General features: G+C 67.7%; 16 protein-coding genes. 6 read left to right on the top strand and 10 right to left on the bottom strand.

From position 1 onward, the window contains the following. Window positions 1-61 precede the first annotated feature (61 nt). Window positions 62-754, top strand: coding sequence for an endonuclease/exonuclease/phosphatase family protein (locus ACTU3I_RS13640; protein ID WP_442926240.1), 693 nt, complete (start codon window positions 62-64; stop codon window positions 752-754). Window positions 755-757: 3 nt separating this feature from the next. Here the strand turns inward: ACTU3I_RS13640 and ACTU3I_RS13635 are convergent, their stop codons facing one another. Continuing rightward, window positions 758-1,291: a cell wall protein gene (locus ACTU3I_RS13635; protein WP_442926239.1), complete on the bottom strand. Its 534-nt coding sequence runs from the start codon at window positions 1,289-1,291 to the stop codon at window positions 758-760. Window positions 1,292-1,424: 133 nt separating this feature from the next. Here ACTU3I_RS13635 and ACTU3I_RS13630 point away from each other — a divergent pair, with 133 nt between their 5' ends. Beyond that, window positions 1,425-2,075: a hypothetical protein gene (locus tag ACTU3I_RS13630; RefSeq protein WP_442926238.1), complete on the top strand. Its 651-nt coding sequence runs from the start codon at window positions 1,425-1,427 to the stop codon at window positions 2,073-2,075. Window positions 2,076-2,080: 5 nt separating this feature from the next. Here the strand turns inward: ACTU3I_RS13630 and ACTU3I_RS13625 are convergent, their stop codons facing one another. Together ACTU3I_RS13625 and ACTU3I_RS13620 are read right to left on the bottom strand one after the other, a co-directional pair. After that, window positions 2,081-3,208 carry a hypothetical protein gene (locus ACTU3I_RS13625; protein ID WP_442926237.1) on the bottom strand — a complete coding sequence of 376 codons (1,128 nt, stop codon included), beginning with the start codon at window positions 3,206-3,208 and terminating at the stop codon, window positions 2,081-2,083. Beyond that, window positions 3,205-4,866: an ATP-binding protein gene (locus ACTU3I_RS13620; RefSeq protein WP_442926236.1), complete on the bottom strand. Its 1,662-nt coding sequence runs from the start codon at window positions 4,864-4,866 to the stop codon at window positions 3,205-3,207. The genes ACTU3I_RS13625 and ACTU3I_RS13620 overlap by 4 nt, the downstream gene beginning before the upstream one ends. A 177-nt stretch (window positions 4,867-5,043) precedes the next feature. Here ACTU3I_RS13620 and ACTU3I_RS13615 point away from each other — a divergent pair, with 177 nt between their 5' ends. After that, window positions 5,044-5,781 carry a fructose 1,6-bisphosphatase gene (locus tag ACTU3I_RS13615; protein ID WP_442926235.1) on the top strand — a complete coding sequence of 246 codons (738 nt, stop codon included), beginning with the start codon at window positions 5,044-5,046 and terminating at the stop codon, window positions 5,779-5,781. Between the two features lie 9 nt (window positions 5,782-5,790). On the opposite strand, the gene ACTU3I_RS13610 is transcribed toward ACTU3I_RS13615, so the two are convergent. Next, window positions 5,791-6,840 carry a hypothetical protein gene (locus ACTU3I_RS13610; RefSeq protein WP_442926234.1) on the bottom strand — a complete coding sequence of 350 codons (1,050 nt, stop codon included), beginning with the start codon at window positions 6,838-6,840 and terminating at the stop codon, window positions 5,791-5,793. Window positions 6,841-6,987: 147 nt separating this feature from the next. Here ACTU3I_RS13610 and ACTU3I_RS13605 point away from each other — a divergent pair, with 147 nt between their 5' ends. Further along, window positions 6,988-8,463 (top strand): glycosyltransferase family 2 protein, encoded by a 1,476-nt coding sequence (locus ACTU3I_RS13605; RefSeq protein ID WP_442926233.1) that lies wholly within the window; start codon window positions 6,988-6,990, stop codon window positions 8,461-8,463. Window positions 8,464-8,555: 92 nt separating this feature from the next. On the opposite strand, the gene ACTU3I_RS13600 is transcribed toward ACTU3I_RS13605, so the two are convergent. The 6 genes from ACTU3I_RS13600 to ACTU3I_RS13575 are packed head-to-tail and all read right to left on the bottom strand — an operon-like array spanning window position 8,556 to window position 13,575. Beyond that, complete coding sequence (locus ACTU3I_RS13600) at window positions 8,556-9,383, bottom strand: ABC transporter ATP-binding protein (RefSeq protein WP_442926232.1); 828 nt, start codon at window positions 9,381-9,383, stop codon at window positions 8,556-8,558. Window positions 9,384-9,408: 25 nt separating this feature from the next. Beyond that, window positions 9,409-10,182: an ABC transporter permease gene (locus tag ACTU3I_RS13595; RefSeq protein WP_442926408.1), complete on the bottom strand. Its 774-nt coding sequence runs from the start codon at window positions 10,180-10,182 to the stop codon at window positions 9,409-9,411. After that, window positions 10,182-10,955 (bottom strand): ABC transporter permease, encoded by a 774-nt coding sequence (locus ACTU3I_RS13590; RefSeq protein WP_442926231.1) that lies wholly within the window; start codon window positions 10,953-10,955, stop codon window positions 10,182-10,184. Before ACTU3I_RS13590 ends, ACTU3I_RS13595 begins: the two co-directional genes overlap by 1 nt. Before the next feature lie 19 nt (window positions 10,956-10,974). Continuing rightward, the gene (locus tag ACTU3I_RS13585) at window positions 10,975-12,042 is read right to left on the bottom strand and encodes an ABC transporter substrate-binding protein (protein ID WP_442926230.1); all 1,068 of its coding nucleotides are present in this window, start codon (window positions 12,040-12,042) and stop codon (window positions 10,975-10,977) included. A 40-nt stretch (window positions 12,043-12,082) separates the two neighbouring features. Next, window positions 12,083-12,751 carry an RraA family protein gene (locus tag ACTU3I_RS13580; protein WP_442926229.1) on the bottom strand — a complete coding sequence of 223 codons (669 nt, stop codon included), beginning with the start codon at window positions 12,749-12,751 and terminating at the stop codon, window positions 12,083-12,085. A 35-nt stretch (window positions 12,752-12,786) separates the two neighbouring features. Continuing rightward, a complete protein-coding gene (locus ACTU3I_RS13575; protein WP_442926228.1) occupies window positions 12,787-13,575 on the bottom strand; it encodes a carbon-nitrogen hydrolase family protein in 789 nt (262 codons plus the stop codon). Window positions 13,576-13,724: 149 nt separating this feature from the next. Here ACTU3I_RS13575 and ACTU3I_RS13570 point away from each other — a divergent pair, with 149 nt between their 5' ends. Then, a complete protein-coding gene (locus ACTU3I_RS13570; RefSeq protein WP_442926227.1) occupies window positions 13,725-14,375 on the top strand; it encodes a GntR family transcriptional regulator in 651 nt (216 codons plus the stop codon). Beyond that, complete coding sequence (locus tag ACTU3I_RS13565; RefSeq protein ID WP_442926226.1) at window positions 14,372-15,106, top strand: HpcH/HpaI aldolase family protein; 735 nt, start codon at window positions 14,372-14,374, stop codon at window positions 15,104-15,106. Before ACTU3I_RS13570 ends, ACTU3I_RS13565 begins: the two co-directional genes overlap by 4 nt. Window position 15,107: the final 1 nt, after the last annotated feature.

The following is a 15,107-nucleotide window of genomic DNA, read 5'->3' as shown; positions in this document are numbered from 1 at the left end:
CGCTGAGCATCCGTGTCAAGCCGCTCCGTCTCGCGGGGCGCTGTGCCAGGGTGGGATCGTCATGAGGGTCATCTCGTACAACCTGCGCAAGCATCGCGCTGCTGGAGAGCTCGCAACGCTCGTCGAGCGCCACAGCGCCGACGTGCTGTGCCTCCAGGAGTGCGACACCACCGACATGCCCGCGGAGATCTCGGGTCTTCACCTGGCCGAGGCCACCCAGCGGAACCGGCTCGGGCTCGCGGTGTACTACAGCACGAACACGTTCCGTGCTGTCGAGGTGCGCGCGCTCGCTCTCAAGAAGTCGCTGCACGACTACGTGCTGAAGCCGGCCGAAGAGCGGATGCTGGGTGTGCGCCTGCACGACATCGATCAGGGGCGTGAGATCATCGTCGCCTCGTTCCACGCCGCGCCGCTGACGGCGCTGAACTCCCTGCGGCGCCACCAGATCCGCACGGCGCTCGCCGAGCTGCAGGATCTCGGCGAGGGTCTTCCGACCCTCATGGTGGGGGACTACAACTATCCGGTGTTCAAGGAGAACCTCGGCCAGAAGGTGCGTGCGCAGGGGTACGAGCTGACCCTCAGCGACTCCCGGACCTACACGCGCTACCGGTTCTTCCGCGGCCACTACGACTTCGCGACCTCGAACGGCTTCGACATCCAGGGCGTGAGGACGCTGCCGCAGGGGTCGAGCGACCATCTGCCGATCCTCGTCACCGCGGAGGTCTCCGCCGCGCGGGCGCGCTCGGTGGCCTGAGCCCTAGAGTGCGTCGCGGCGGCGACGGACGACCGTGGTCGCCACGGCGACGGCACCGCCGGCCAGCGCCAGCGCGCCACCGCCGACCATGAGGCCGAGGTAGGGTCCCAGATCCGCGCCGGTGGCGCTGAGGCCGTTGACCGTGACGGTCACGGTGTCGCCCGGGGAGGACGACGTGAACACGGCGATCGTGTACGCGCCGCGCGCGTCGGACGGGAACGTGAGACGGACGGGATCGAGCCCGCCGGCAGCGTTGGTCGTGGCATCCCGGTACGTCGCGGTGGAGACCGCGGCCCGCACCATGCCGAACGTCACGCGCGCGCCGTTCTCACCGGTCACGGTGATCGTCGCGGGCTCGTTCGCACCGAACGTGCCGTCCGCCACCGTCAGGGTCACCGTGCCGCCCGGCTGCACGACCGCGTCGGACACGCTGGCGGCATCGTCGGCGGGGTAGGCCGCGGCGGCCACGGGAACTGCGAACAGCGCGCCGGCGGCAAGAGCGAGCACCGCGACGGCACGGGGGAGGAGCTTCGACATCGGGACCGGTTCCAGAGGGGCAGGACTCTTCCGCTCATTCTCCCGGAGGTACACGTGACGGGCAAGTCGGCGGCACTGGCAGGCCGCCGACGCGCACGCCCCTAGAATGGCGGCGACGAACGGAAGGTGCGCCATGGCCCGCTCAGCCCGACGACGCGCCGGAATCGGCATCGCGACGGCGCTCGTCGCCCTCCTGGCGCTCCCCGCCTGCGGCCCCGCGCCGTGGAATGTCGGTGGCGGGGGCGGCGACGACCCCACACCGCGCCCGTCGCGCACGGCGAGCTCCGCGCCGCAGCCGGTGCCGAACGACCTGTCCAGCGGGGCGACCGAGAGAACGCTGCAGGCAGGTGCGGTCGGGGCGACCGTGAACTACTGGTCGACGCTGTCAATGGACCGGTGGACGCCCACGGCCCTGAAGCCGGTGAGCCTGTCGATGGTGACGACGGTGACCCCCGACGACGGGCAGCAGGTGTACTTGCAGCGCGCGACGATGATCGCGGTGCCGGGCAACGGGACCGAGTCGTTCGCGCCTCTCGCGCCGCAGACCGATCAGTCATCGGTCAGCCCCGGCTACCTGGTGCTCGCGCCCTACAGCTACTCGCAGACCTTCAACATCGGCGAGGTCCCCGCCGAGGCGACGTTCGTGCAGTTGCAGTTCACGTACGACTTCCTCGTGCAGACGACCCCCACCTCGGCTGAGTATGCCAAGCAGACCGCGAGCGACACCCTCACCATCGCCATCGCGGGGGGCGGGACGAAGAAGGGCGACGACGGCGACGACTGAGGCCGTCAGGTGCGCAGGCGCTCCCACCGGTCGCCGCCCTGCTCCGACGCGGCGTCGCACGCGCGCGAGGCCGACGCCAGGAGTGCGTCGAAGTCGTATCCGACGATGTCGGCCGGCGCCCAGCCGACGCTCGCCGACAGCTGCACGGTCATCTGCTGCCCCGCGTCCATCTCGGTGACCTCGCGCAGCAGGGCGCGCACGTGCTCCCGCAGAACCTGCCCGGGGCGGGCGAGGAGCACGACGAGACGTCCGCCGGCCTCGCGTCCGATGTCGGCTTCGGCGGGGAAGCCCGCGCGTACCAGCTGCTCGAACTTCTCGACGATCCGGCTGAAGGATGCGGCTCCCGCCGCCATGCGGACGTCCTCCGGGTCGTCGATGCGCACGACCAGAAGCGCCCACGAGATCTCGCCGGCGGCCTCTGCGCGACGGAGGCGGTCGATCGCGGTCACCGTGAACTGCGGCCACGACGCGGCGGTCTGAACGCCCACCGGCGACACCGACGTGAAGAACAGCAGCGTCACCGTCGCGCAGACGAGATAGACGAGCATCCCGAGCGTGTTGAGCACGCGCGTCAGCGACAGATCGTCGCCCCCGGCCGGGACGAACAGCCCCGCGAGGAAGGAGAACGCGCCGAGCGCGAGGAAGACCGCCGACACGATCGCCAGCGGAATCACGAGCCTGTCGTGACGGTCGGCGGAGCGGCGGATCTCCAGCAGCGTGAGCCCGGCGAACACCGCGGCCGCCAGGAAGACGCTGCGGAACGTCAGGTTGTACCAGGCGCTGTCGCCGACGAGGACGAGGGCCAGCGCCGAGGCGACGGACTGCAGGGCCGACACCCAGGGGAACGCGCGAGCGCGCCGGCGCGCGCGGAATCCCGACCAGATGAGCGCGGGCGCCCCCAGCATCACCCCGAGCCCTGCGCGGCGGAGGGTCTCGTCGTCGATCGCCTCGCCCGCCAGCGTCGCCCACGTGCTCACCATCGCCAGCACGAACGCCAGCGACCACAGCAGCGAAGCGCGAGACGGGCGCTGCAGGAAGCCGAGGCCGATGATCATCATCGTGCCGAGCGTCGCTACGGTCGCCTGCGCGATGCCGAGATTCGCCAGAGCGGTCGATCCCATGGAAACCGTCATGCCTCCGTGTCGGACGGCAGGTCGATGGTGACCGTCGTACCCGTGCCCAGCTCGCTCTCGACCTCGAGAGTGCCGCGGTGCTGCTCGACGATCGTGCGGACGATGCCCATGCCGAGGCCGGTCCCCGTCATCGGGCTCTCGCGGGCGGCCCGGGTGCGGAAGTAGGGATCGAAGATGCGGGGGATGTCATCGCCGGCGATGCCGATCCCGGTGTCGGCGAACGCGATCCGCAGCCGTCCGCGCTCCTCCGTGGCGGCGATGCGGACCGATCCGCCACCGGGGGTGTACTTGATGGCGTTGCTGAGGATGTTGTCGACCGCTTGTCGCAGCCGGAACGCGTCGCCGCGCAGCGGAAGGCTCTCGGCGGCGTCGAGGCTGACCTGCACCCGGCGGCTCTCGGCCGCGGGCCGGAAGGACTCGAGGGAGGCCTCCAGGACGCGCCGCGCATCGACCTCGGAGACGGGGACCGACTCGCGGGAGACCGCCTGCGACCCGGCGAGGATCTCGGAGATGAGCGTCTGCATCCGCTCGGCGGCGTTGTCGATCACCTCGAGCTGTTCGCGGGTCTTGGCGGGCAGTCCGTCCCCGTCGAGTGCCAGCTCCGCGTGCCCCATGATCGCCGTGAGAGGGTTGCGCAGCTCGTGCGAGACCACGGCGGCCAGGCGCTCGCGGGCGCGTTCGGCTTCGATGAGCGCCGTGATGTCGTGGACGATCAGCAGGATGCTGTCGGGTTCGTCGCTGGTGGGCGTGAGGGGGCGCGTCGAGGCCGACAGCGCGTGCCACTCGCCCTGGGCGTCGAACAGCCACACGCGTTCGCCCTCGAAGATCTCACCACGCGCGGCGCGGGCGAACGGCCGCTCGGCCTCGGGGAGGGGGTCGCCCCGAAGCGACGAGTACTCGACCGAGCGTCCAGGGCGCTTGGGGTCTTCCCGGTCGATCGCATACAGCGACACGTAGGTGTCGTTGAGAGCGAGCACCTCGCCGCCGCGCGAAAGGCGAGCGATGCCGGTGTCGAGTCCGTTGAGCATCTGCGACACGCGACGCTCCTGGCCCTGCACCCGTTGCAGCGAGCCCTGGAGCCGGCTCGCCTGTCTTCGCAGCAGGTGCTTGAAGGCGCGGTTCTGGCGGGCCGTGAGGTAGGTCGTCAGGCCGATGAAGGTGAGGGAGAGCATCACCACCATCAGGCGCAGGGCGGACAGGGCGGTCGGTCCGTTCGCCGTGGCATCCAGGACGATCACCCCGCCGATGGCGACGAGGGCGACGATGAGGGCGGTCAGGGCGAAGTGGGTGGCGATCCACGTGACGGGGAACACCCAGAAGAAGCCGAACCGCAAGTCGCTGCCGAACGACATGAGGCTGATGCCGACGAGATCGCTGAACGGGATGAGCATGATCGCTTCTCGGGGGAAGCGATGCCACGGGACGATGAGGGCGACCGCGGTCAGCGCGATGACGATGGCCACGCCGGCCGAGAACGTCCAGATCGAGAACAGCGATGGTTCCAGCGCCTGCACCACCAGGACAGTGACCACGATGCTTGCGGCCAGGACCAGCTGCAGCAGCCAGACCGAGCGGGTGCGGCTGGAGGGGGCGGCCTCGTCATCCGAGGCGGAGCCGTCGGGCGACGATGCAGCAGAAAAGCTGTCGACGGCCGCCATACGCGAAGTCTAGCCGCCGTGGTGTACTGTCTAAGACGCCCATCCTGTCTCTGCTCCGCCGACCCTCCGATCCGGATCGTCGACCGGCAGACTCCCCCTGAGGCCTGCATCCCGCAGCGCGGTGGTCACCACCCGAATCCGCGCGTGCGCGGGAATCACTTTCCTCAGGAGTGAGCTATGTCCGTCCGTCTTTCGCGGCGCGTCCGCGCTGCCGCCCTCGCCGCGGCTCTGATCCTCGCCGGCACGTCGTTGACCGGCTGTGCCCAGATCGTCGAGACCTTCAACACGCTCTCCGGCAATCCGGCGACCGACTCGTCCAACGCGCCGGCCGGGGCGTCGACGCCGGTTCCGCAGCCGACCGAGTCCATGGCGTTCAACTCCCAGTTCACCTACGACGGCTCGGTTTCGTTGACGACCGAGGTCGCCGACGACCTGGAGCTCACCCTCGACGTGTGGGCCGTCGAGTCCAGGCGCACCCAAGAGTGGACGGCCGACCAGCCGAAGGTGTTCGGATTCGCCGTCAACGTGACGGACCATCGCGTCGACGAGAAGGCGGTTCTCGCCGAGAAGCGTCGCGTCTACCTCTCGAACATCTCCATCACCTCGCAGACCGCGCAGACCTCCGGTCAGGTGCAGTCGCCGTTCCAGTTCAGCGCCGATCCGCGCACGCTGGTCCCGGCCGATACCAACCGATCCGACCGCGGGCTGCTGCTCAACACCTTCCAGGGCGGCCTGCTGGTTCCCGAGACCTCGATCCACCAGCTGCCCAACGACACCTACGGCATCACGCTGGAGTTCTCGATGAACGTGTCGGTCGAAGGGTCGGCGAACTCGGAGACGTCGTTCGGGCAGCAGACGGTGTACCAGTACGTGCCTATCGCTATCTACGATGCGACGGCGGCCGCGGCCGGCTGAGAGCCCGTCTCATCGGCGGGCGGGACGCGAGTCGAAGAACGCCTCGAGCTGACCTGCCTCGGCGATGCCCGTGCGATAGATCCGCAGCTCCGGCACGTCGTCGATGCCGGCCGTCGTGACGGCGCGGGCGAATCGCGCCCGCACGGCGCCCGCGACATCGTCGTCGGCATCCGGGAGGATCGCCCCCACCGTGTCGCGCGAGAGCAGGCCGGTCACCGCTCCGGGAAGACCGGATCGAGCCGCCTCAACGAGCGCGGCGACAGTGGCGTCTGCGCGCTGCGCGCCATGGGCGACGCGGATGAGGTCGAGCTCGGGGATCCGCACGCGAAGACCGACGACCGACGGATGCGCCGTCAGAAGCGCGTCCGCCGCCACGCGGAACTGCTCGCGGGCGTGGGCGCGCGTCCCCGGCTCCGGATCGTCGAGCAGATGCCGGCCGAGCCGGACCGCGCCGAAGCCGACGAGAAGGATCACCGCGGCGCTGACGATCGACGTGATCTCGGCCGAGACGAACGTGTTCCAGACGTCCGAGTGCATCCCGGCCGTGGCTGCCACGAGGATGCGGGCGGCGTTGAACGCGGCGAACGACCACATGGCGGCGGCGATCACGCGCGTGCCGGGCATGCCGCCGAGCGCCGCGCGGCGCACTTCGAGGGCGGTGAGCGCCGAGAACACGACGATCCCCCCGGTCTTCAGCAGCGTCGCGCCGTCCAGAGGCACGACGAACGTGACCGCGCACATCAGCAGAGCCGAAGCGGAGGCGGTCACCGTTCCCACGACGGCGCGTCCGTTCAGCCGACGCGCTCCCGTCCACAGCAGCGCAGGCGCCAGCACGTTGGTGGCGTTGCCGACTGCGGCGGGGACGGATCCGCCGCCGACGACCTCGAGCATGTTCATGACCGCGCAGACGATGGCGGCGAGGGTGGCGCCGCCGAAGTAGGTCACGAGTTCGCCGCGGAGTCCCCGATCGCGGCGCAGCCTCGCGCGCACCGCAATCAGGCCCGCCACCGCCAGCAGCGACGCCGCTATCGACGCGAGCAGATCGCTGACCCCGGTCACGGCCGCTCCGTCTCCTCGAAGGGCCCGGGACAATCTTGAGCAAACCTTGCGGTGACGCTCTTCGGACCCGGGATATTCCCTGCGGGAAGCGTACCAATCTGGACTCAGCCGGCACCGCCGACATCCCCGCTGAAAAGGAAGTGACCCGTGACCGATCCGCGCAACACACTCGCCCCTGCGGCGTATGTGCCCGCCTCGTACACGCACGAGCCGGTGCAGGCCACTCCCGACGCGGGATTCGCGGATGACTTCGCCTCGGTTCTGGAGAACACCACCGGGCACCGCTCCACGATCGGATGCATCATCCCGGCGTACAACGAGGAGGAGTCGATCGCCGAGGTGATCGAGGCCCTGCTCAACCAGACGCGCGTCCCCGACGTCATCCACGTCGTCGTCAACAACACCTCCGACAGCACCGTGAAGATCGCCTCGGAGTACAGCGGTCCGCACGAGATCGTCAACGAGCTCGGCGAGCAGTTCACCGAGGTCTTCGTCCACGACATCGGCAAGAACCCCGACAAGAAGGTCGGTGCGCTCAACTACGGCTACTCCCTCGTCGAGGGGTACGACTACCTCCTCGGCGTCGACGGCGACACCATCGCGCACACCAAGGCCGTGGAGTACCTCGAGACCGAGGCCGTCTCCGACTCCCGCATCGGCGGCATCTCGGCGATCTACTCGATCGACGACCGGCCGATCAAGGGTGCGGTCGGCAAGTTCCTCATCACCGGCCAGCGGGCACAGTTCGCGGCGTTCAACCTGCAGAACCTCCTCCGCGGTCGCAACATGGCCGTTCTCGGCGGGCAGTTCTCGATCTTCTCCACCAACGCCCTCCGCGACGCCATGAAGCAGAACCACCAGGTGACGCCGTGGGTGAAGGACTCCGAGGTCGAGGATTCGCTCCTCTCCCTGCAGATCAAGAGCGCCGGCTACCTGACCAAGATCAGCCCGTACGCCCGCGCCAACGTCGGCGGCATGACCACGCTGTCGGGCTACGACGCGCAGCAGGTCAAGTGGACCTACGGCGCCATCGAGCTCATGTGGCCGGGTCAGCGCGGCGACACCAAGGGGCAGCCGTTCCACCCCAACCTGCGGCTGCGCTGGTTCGAGAACTTCGGCATGCTCACGAACCTGTTCGTGCGCGTCGCCTTCATGACGCTCCTCGCCGGGTCGCTCTCGATCAACGCCTTCGTCTTCTCGCCGCTGTGGCTCGTCCCGGTCGCCGTCGCGGTGCTGCTGAACCTCCGCATGGCGCGGACGATGAAGTACTGCGACTCACGGGACGTGCTGTTCGCCGTGCTGGTGTTCCCCGCCGAGATCTTCATGTGGGTCCGCCTCAGTCACTTCGTCCGCTCCTGGAGCCGGTTCCTCTCCCGCAAGAAGGTCGACAACTGGGCGATGCAGGCCAAGGCCGAGCGGGGCGGCGGCCTCGGCCACTGGGCCCCTCTGGTCGTCCTCATCGCCGTCGCCGTCGCGATGACCGTGGTGTGGAACCTGGTCGGCCCGGTCGTGCAGTCGTCGATCCTGTGGGTCGGCTGGCCCATCGTCGGTGTCGTCACCGTCTTGCAGACGCTGCTCATGGTCACCAAGCTTTTCCGTCGTCAGCACGGATACAAGGTCTGATAGCGAACCCGACGCATCAGAAACACGGATGCTCCGGCTCTGGGGAGAGCCGGAGCATCCGTACATCTGCGCCCACCCGGACTCTCGCGCGATCACGCGGGAGATGAGCGTCGTGCAGCGAGAGCCTCCGCAGCGCGCAGCTGCGACTCGCGGATGAGCTCGAGGATCGTGGCGCGGTGCTCGGCGAACTCCGGACGGGCGCGCGTCTCAATCTGGTCGCGCTCGCTCCCCAGTGAGACCGCGACCACCCGCTGCACCGTCGCGGGGTTCTTCGACAGGACGACCACCCGATCAGCGAGGTAGACGGCCTCGTCGATGTCGTGGGTGACGAGCACCACAGACATCGCGCGGGTGCGCTGGAGGGACAACGTCAAGTCCTCGAGCTCGAGCCGGGTCTGCGCGTCGATCGATGCGAAAGGCTCGTCCATCACCAGGACCTCGGGCTCTGTGACCAGCGCCCGAGCGATCGCGACGCGCTGCTGCATGCCTCCGGAGAGCTGCCACGGGTGCTTCTTCTCGATCTCGGGCAACCCGACGCTCTCAAGGGTCTCGCGGACGAGATCGCGTACGAGCGCGCGCGGAACTCCTCTCGCCCGTAGCGGCAGCGCGACGTTCCGTTCCACCGTCAGCCAAGGGAAGAGCGACCGCGTGTACTCCTGAAAGACCACCGAGATCTGGGCACTCGGACCGTCCAGCCGCACGCCGTCCAGGGAGACGCTTCCCGAAGTCGGCCGCATGAGACTTGTGAGGCAGCGAAGAAGCGTCGTCTTTCCGGCCCCTGACGGGCCGACCAGACACACGAACTCGCCTTGGCGCACCTCGAGCGAAATGTCCTTCAGCACGAGATTGGCCGAGGCGCCACGGCCGTACTCTTTCGACAGGTTGTCGACGCGGAGCCGTGCGGGAAGATGATCGGTCATGGTGATCCTGTTCCTAGGGGGCGAGTCACTGGGCTCTCGACTGCTCGCGCATGCCGATGTGCCAACGAAGTACGCGGCGGCGCACCTGGACGAACGCCGCGTTCATCGCGAAGCCGATGATGGCGAGCAGGACGATCCCGGACCATACGCCGGCGGCGTTGAACGTGAGCTGTGCCTGCATCGCCCGGTACCCGACACCCCTGGTCGCCGCGAGCATCTCGCTCGCGACCATTAGCACCAGAGCGAACTGCAGACCCGTTTGCAGACCTCCGAACATCGAGGGGGTCGCGGCCGGGAACCACAGCTGCACGATCCGCTGGCGGTGGGTGAGCTTCATGGCGGTCGCGGCGTCTCTGAGATGCGGGTCCGTCTGCCGAACCCCGTCGATGGTCGCGAGGGCGATCGGGAAGAACGAACCGAGAGCGATGATGGCCGCTTTGGAGGCATCTCCGACGCCGAGGAGAAGGACCAGCGGGGGGATGAGCATCAGAGGCGGGACGTTGCGTGCGAAGTGAAGGGCGGGCATCATCAGGTCCGAGATGGCACTCAGGCGGCCCAGCACCAAGCCCAGCAAGACGCCCGTGACGACAGCGATGAGATATCCGAGGGCGAAATTGCTCAGGCTCGGGACAATATCGGTCAACACCCATCCCGAGAGCCACTGGCTGACGAACATCTCCATGATTCTCGAGATCGGCGGGAAGAACGGGCTCGGAGACAGATACGCCGAGATGGCGTACGTCCCGACCAGCACCAGGGGGAGGATCGCCCCGAGGGCCACTCTTCTTGTCGTGCGCATCACGAAGCCTCCGATACGCGGAAGTTCCGCGTCAGCGAGCGCTCGACAGCTCCGAGCGTGAGAGCAAATGCCAGCCCAAGCAGGCCGCTCCAGAGGATGATCGCGAAGACGGTGGGTGCCTGGCCCAGCTCCTGCGCGACGACGATCGTGCGACCGATGCCAGGAGCACCGGCCAGGATTCCCGCACCCACCGCGAGCATGAGCGACGCGGCCGCAGCGATGCGCACGCCCGTGGCCAGGAAGGGAAGAGCACTCGGTATGACGATCGACCACTGTGTGCGCCACCAGGGGAGCGTCATCGATCGCGCGGTCTCGAGGGCTACGGGGTCGACGGCGTGCACGCCCGCCTGAACCTGGACCAGGATCGGCCACGTCGCTGAGAAGACGGCGAGGAAGACAGCCAGTTCCGTCGACGGACCGAGAAGCAGCAGCGCCAGGGGCAGGAGCACCACCGGCGGGAGCGGGCGCAGGAACTGCACGAGCGGGTCCATCAGTGCGTGGGCGACGGCGGATGTGCCCGTGAGAACCCCCAGGATCAGTCCGATGACCAGGGCAATCAACAGGGCTCCCAGTGCGATGAGAAAGGTGACCAGGATGTCGCCCCAGAATCCTCTGCTGCTGCCCAGAGCCACGGCCACCTCTATCGAGGAAGACGCCGAGGGGAGCCCGGAGATGCCGGCGAGCGGGCCCGCCGTGGTGGACCACTGCCACACGGCGAGCCACGCTGCGACCCCGACGAGTCCCAGCAGCGCGCGGCGCGCACTCCTGTTCATCAGTGCAGACTCCTGGCGATCACTCGTCGAGGGCGACGGGGGCGACGACGGACTTCAGATCGATCGGGCCGGTGAGGTACCCGTAGTCGAGCATGAGGTCCTGAAACTTCTCGATGCCGGCGACATCGACGGAGTTGTAGAAGTACGGCACCACCGCCGAGGCATACGTCTCCGGGTCGACGTCGAGCGCGTCGGCCATCGCTGCCCGCACGGCGTCCGGATTCTCGGACGCGAAGGTCGTTACCGAACGCATGGCGCAGTTGAAGCGGGACACGATCTCGGGGTTGTCTGCGACGAACTGATCGGTCGCGACGATGACAGACGTCGGCCCCTCCTTCAGCGCCTCGACGCCGGGCCACGAGATCACTTGCGCGCCGTCCTCCTCGGCCGTCAGGATGATCGGCACCGCCGAGTACGCGGCATCGACTTGTCCGGCAAGGAGTGCGTTGTACGCGTCCGCCGGGGAGAGCACCGTAAACGTCACGGACTCGGAGTCTCCGCCGTTCTCATCGATGACATAGCGGGTGGTCAGCTCGGCTTGACCCTGCACGTCCGACACCGCGACGGTCTTGCCATCCAAGTCTCCCGGGGAGTCGATTCCGCTGTCACGCATCGTGAGCAGCGCACTGACCTCCGTCGTGTACCCCTCCTCGCCCGCCTTCATCTTGTCGTAGTAGCCCGGCGCGATGCCGGCGAAGGGCGCGACGATCTGCACGGGGATCCCGTTCTGCAGGGCCTGCATGAGCGGCAGCGTGCCGGCGAACCCGAAATCGGTAGTGCCGCCCTGCACCGCCGAGATCGCCGCCGGCAGGGTGCTGACCGATTCGATACCGAGGTCGAGACCATGCTCGGCGAAGAACCCCTCTTCGATGCCGGCGTACAGCGCTCCGGTGCTGAGGATGGGCAGAGCGGATACCGAAACCGTCGTCCTGGTGTCCGCGTTCGGCGAGGCGCAGTCATACCCGCTCGCCGGGGCCGCTGACCCGCTTCCGGAGGTGGCGCCCGCCGAGGCGCAGGCCGAGAGGACCCCGGCTGCGCCCAGGCTGAGGATGGCTGTGGCGAGGGATCGCTTGATCAAACGTGTCATGATGGATCGCTTTCTGTGTGGGGTGAAACGGTGCCGGACATCACACGCGCAGGATCCCCGCGCGCTCCATGGCCGCACCTGCTCCGGATAGAGACGCGAGTGGGGTCCCCTCGGTGAGCGAATGCATGATCTCTGGTTCGTTGTGTTGCGCCGCGATTGCCTGGTCGGCCAACTCGAGGAGGTCCTGCTCGTCGATGAACAGGAGACCGTCGGCCGTGCCGATGACGACGTCGCCGGGGGAGACCACCACGCCATCGATGACCACCGGGACGTTGACGTCGCCTTCGATGCCTAGGACGCGCGTGGTCATCGCGCTCGTGCCACGAGCGAAGACCGGCAGACCGACTCGCTCGAGGTCCGCCAGATCGGTGGCCATTCCGTCGACCACGATGCCTGCGGCGCCCCGATGCGCAGCGAGGAACGCGAGTATCGATCCGACGCATGCCCGCTCCCGGTCACCCCCCATGTCAACGACCAGGACGTGACCGGGTTCGAGGAGATCAGCTGCATAGTGGATCGCGGTGGCGTCCATGTCGCACAACCGGACGGTGAAGGCGGTGCCGACGAACGTTCGCTCAGCGGTCAGGGGCTTGATCCCGTGCGCCAGGCCGCGGTCACGCCAATGGCCGAGCGTCGAAGGGTCGACTCGCGAGGCGATGCTCGTCGAGTGCGGCGAGAGCGGGGTGGGCGTCTGCCCGATGCGGAACATGAGGACTCCTACGGATGGGTGGGGCGGTAGAACGCTCAGGCCAGTGGACGAACGGTGTAGCGGCGGTTTGCCAGCGACGGATTCGTCTGGCGGGTTGCCGAGATCCGAGCGGGGCTCAGTTCCACGACCCGGAGTTCGGGCGCCAGCCCGAGCTCTGCCGCGATGACCCCGTCTGGATCGACGACGACGCTCAAGCCGGTGCCGACGGGTGCTGTCTGGTTCACGGCCACCACGTATGAGGTGTTCTCGATCGCGCGAGCTCGGGTGAGCGTGCGCCAGTGGTCTTCTTTGAGCGCCCCGGGCACCCACGCGGCCGGCAGAACCATCACGTCGGCCCCATCGTCGATGAGGGCACGTGCGCTCTCCGGAAATCGCACGTCGTAACAGGTTGCGACCCCGATCCGGAACGGCTCTGCGTCGAAGACCACAGCACGCGGCTCGGGTGCTGTCGTTACGAAATCCGACTCGCGAAAGTGGAAGGCGTCGTAGAGGTGCACCTTTCGGTACGACGTCCGGCTAACCCCCGCCGACGAGATCACGACGACGGTGTTGTAGACCACGCCGTCCGCGCGCTCCCAGATGCCGACTATCACGCCCACCCTGTGCAGAGCCGCCGATTCTGCTACCGACTTGACGAACGGACCTTCGAGCGGTTCCGCCTCGGTCCTCAGCAGGGTTAGGTCGCGTGGCAGGCACATCGCCGCCTCCGGGAGAACGACCCATGCCGCTCCGGCCTGCGCGGCCTCCTGAACGAAAGACCGAATGCTGTCCAGGTTCTGCTGTTTGTCAGCGGTAGCGGAAAATTGCGCCAGTGCGATCTTCACGAGTGATCTCCAAATCCGGATCGAATCGGATTTGAGTATGCATGGAAAATGCACATCGCATGTTACGAACATGTTAAATGTGTGCGGATCGTGATCGACGCCGTTCACGCGCTCATATGCTGTGCACGACTACGTGAGGCGGAAACTGTATGGGTGCGTCGGCGACCAACCGGGCCTACGAGTGGTTGCGGTCCGCGATCATGACCGGGGAACTGCCCAGTGGCGCGTTCGTGGACGAAGCCACTGTGTGCGAGGCTGCTGGGGTGTCACGCACACCGGTGCGCGAGGCGTTCCAGCGGCTGGCGGGTGAACGCGTGATCCAACTCGTGCCGCGCCGGGGCGCCCAGGTGCGGGACGTGAGCCCGCGCGAAGTCATCGAGGCCTACGGCGCCCGCTGGCTCGTGGAAAGCGCTGCCATCAGGGATGTCCTCGCGCGCGGGATCGACGTGGCAGAGGCGATGGCGCCCATCCTGAACGAAATGGAGCGGTTCTCCCGTTTCTCGGGCCCTGCGGATCGCGCGACCTACATCGCTCTGGACAAGACGTTCCACAGCGTCTACGTGCGCGCTGCAGGCAATTCTGTGATCGCCCAGTTCTACGACACGCTCTGGCCGCTGCACGAATGGGACTCCCTTCGAGGACCGGAGACATCACAGGAGTTTCTCCAGGCGGTGAACCGACAGCACCGCGAGATCTTCGACCGCATCTCGGCCGCTGATACGCCAGGAGCGCTCGCCGCACTAGAAGAGCACTTGACTCCGCTTCGCCAGCGTGCGTGGCGGGAGGAGGCCGCCTTATGACACGCATCGGCTATTGGCTGACCGATTCGAACATCGCCACCGCGGAGATCGTGTCGGATTGGAAGTACGATTTCGTCGTTCTCGACCTCGAGCACGGGATGTTCGGGCTCGAGACGCTGAACACCTTCATCCCCGTACTTCGCGGGTTGGGTCTGCAGATCTTCGCAAAGGTGCTGGAGCCGACGCAGGCCGCCATCCAGCAGCCTTTGGACCTCGGGGCGCACGGGGTCATCGTTCCTCATGTGAAGAGCGCCGAGCATGTCGAGGAGCTCGCGTCCTTCGCGAAGTATCCGCCGCGAGGCGCTCGCTCAATGGCGGGGGGTCGCCTGTTCGGCTATGGACCGTGGACGAATGCGCATATCGCTGACCTCGACGAGACCACGATGTTCCTTCCTCTCATCGAAGACCCCCGTGCCGTCGACGACATCGAGCGTATTGCGGCGCTCCCCAACGTCGACGGGGTGCAGATGGGTCCTGGCGATCTGTCGCTCCTGAGCGGCCGGGGTGCGCTGAGCTTGACCGATGCGGACTGGGCGGACATCAATCGATGCCGCGACGCTGTTCGTGCACACGGCAAGCCGTTCCTCTACCCGGCCTGGACGCCCGCGGAGCAGGAGTGGGCGGTGGCCAGCGAGGTGCCCATGATGCTCGTCGGAGCGCAGTATGCCGGCGTGCGTTACGCGGTGGGGCAGACCCGCGCTTATGTCGACACTCTGCTGGCGAGGCGCTGAT

Origin of the sequence: Microbacterium sp. RD1 (assembly GCF_052220165.1) — a bacterium.
GTDB lineage: Bacteria > Actinomycetota > Actinomycetes > Actinomycetales > Microbacteriaceae > Microbacterium.
This window is presented reverse-complemented; position numbering and strand designations above follow the sequence as displayed.